Source organism: Acidovorax sp. HMWF018 (genome assembly GCF_003061035.1).
Classification (GTDB): Bacteria; Pseudomonadota; Gammaproteobacteria; order Burkholderiales; family Burkholderiaceae_C; genus Acidovorax; species Acidovorax delafieldii.
The window spans coordinates 1,805-3,286 of sequence record NZ_QAIM01000470.1 but is presented as its reverse complement, the minus strand read 5'-3'; the positions used below and the strand labels follow the sequence as shown (position 1 = coordinate 3,286).

The 1,482-nt window shown below is 66.1% G+C and carries 2 protein-coding genes; both read right to left on the bottom strand.

The window, feature by feature from the left end; translation table 11 throughout:
• Window positions 1-33 precede the first annotated feature (33 nt).
• A complete protein-coding gene (locus DBR23_RS19780; RefSeq protein WP_108499338.1) occupies window positions 34-1,125 on the bottom strand; it encodes a PLP-dependent cysteine synthase family protein in 1,092 nt (363 codons plus the stop codon).
• Window positions 1,126-1,165: 40 nt separating this feature from the next.
• Window positions 1,166-1,482 (bottom strand): FtsX-like permease family protein (locus tag DBR23_RS31210; protein ID WP_233250593.1); only part of this gene is annotated, 317 nt, incomplete at its 5' end.

Sequence of the window (1,482 nt, the reverse complement as noted above, 5' to 3'; positions counted from 1 at the left end):
GGTGGGAGGGCATGGTGCAGTGCGTGGCTGGCATCAGCCGATCAGGCCATCCACCTTCTGCTGCGCAGCCGAGCAATCGCCAAACGTGCGGTCCACCCATGCCGTGTCGAAGTACGTGGGCAGATACCGTTCGCCCGCATCACACAGCAGCGACAGGATGGAGCCGCGCTCGCCCCGTTCGCGCATCTCGCTGGCCAGCGTGAGCATGGCCACAAAGTTGGTGCCTGTGGACGGGCCCACGCGCCGCCCCAGCAACTGCGACAGCGCACGCATGGCGGCGATGGACTCGCAGTCCGCCACATCCACCATGCGGTCCACCAGCGTACGGATAAAGCTTGGCTCCACCCGTGGGCGACCAATGCCTTCAATGCGGGATCCTGGCGCCGTCAACTGCGCATCGCCCGTGCGGTGGTAGGCGCTGAACACCGACCCCGCCGGGTCGGCCACACACACCTGCGTGGCATGGCGCTGGTAGCGCACATAGCGCCCAATCGTGGCGCTGGTGCCGCCCGTGCCCGCACCCACCACAATCCAACGCGGCACCGGGTGCGGCTCGCGCGCCATCTGCGTGAACATGCTCTCTGCAATGTTGTTGTTGCCGCGCCAGTCGGTGGCCCGCTCGGCATACGTGAACTGGTCCATGTAGTGGCCGCCGGTTTCCCCGGCAATTTTGCGGGCCGCGTCATACACCGCGCCCGCACTGTCCACAAAGTGGCAACGCCCGCCGTGAAATTCGATCTGCGCCACTTTCTCGGGCGACGTGCTGCGCGGCATCACCGCCACAAACGGCAACCCCAGCAGCCGGGCAAAGTAAGCCTCACTCACCGCCGTGGAGCCGCTGGACGACTCGACGATGGTCGAGCCCTCATGCACCCAGCCATTACACAGCGCATACAAAAACAGCGACCGCGCCAACCGGTGCTTCAGGCTGCCGGTGGGGTGGGTGGATTCGTCCTTGAGGTACAGGTCAATGCCATGCGCAGCAAACGCGGGCAGGCGCAGCGGGATCAGGTGGGTGTCAGCGCTGCGCTGGTAGTCTGCTTCGATGCGGGCGATGGCTTCGTGGAGCCAGTGGGCGCGATCTTGAGGGTGGCAAGGTCCGGAGGTGTTCTGTTGGAAAGACATAGTTGAATTGTCGCGGTGTTCCGTGGGGTAGCTCGTATCTTCACCAATCCTCCTTCACCGCCATCACCGCATCACGCCCTGCCGCCGCCCGGCCCGCCAGCCATGCGGTGACCGTGCCCGACACAACAACGGCAGCACACAGCCCCAGCAACCTCCAACCCGGCACCGCCAAATCCATCGTCCAGTGAAAACTCTGCGGGTTGACCACGTGCACCAGCACCACGGACACGGCCAGCCCCAGCAGCACGCCCGCCGCTGCACCCACCGCCGTCCACGCGGCCCCTTCGCCCGCCACCACGGTCAGGATCTGGCGCCGCGTGAGGCCCAGGTGGGCGAGCAGGCCAAACTCCTTGCGCC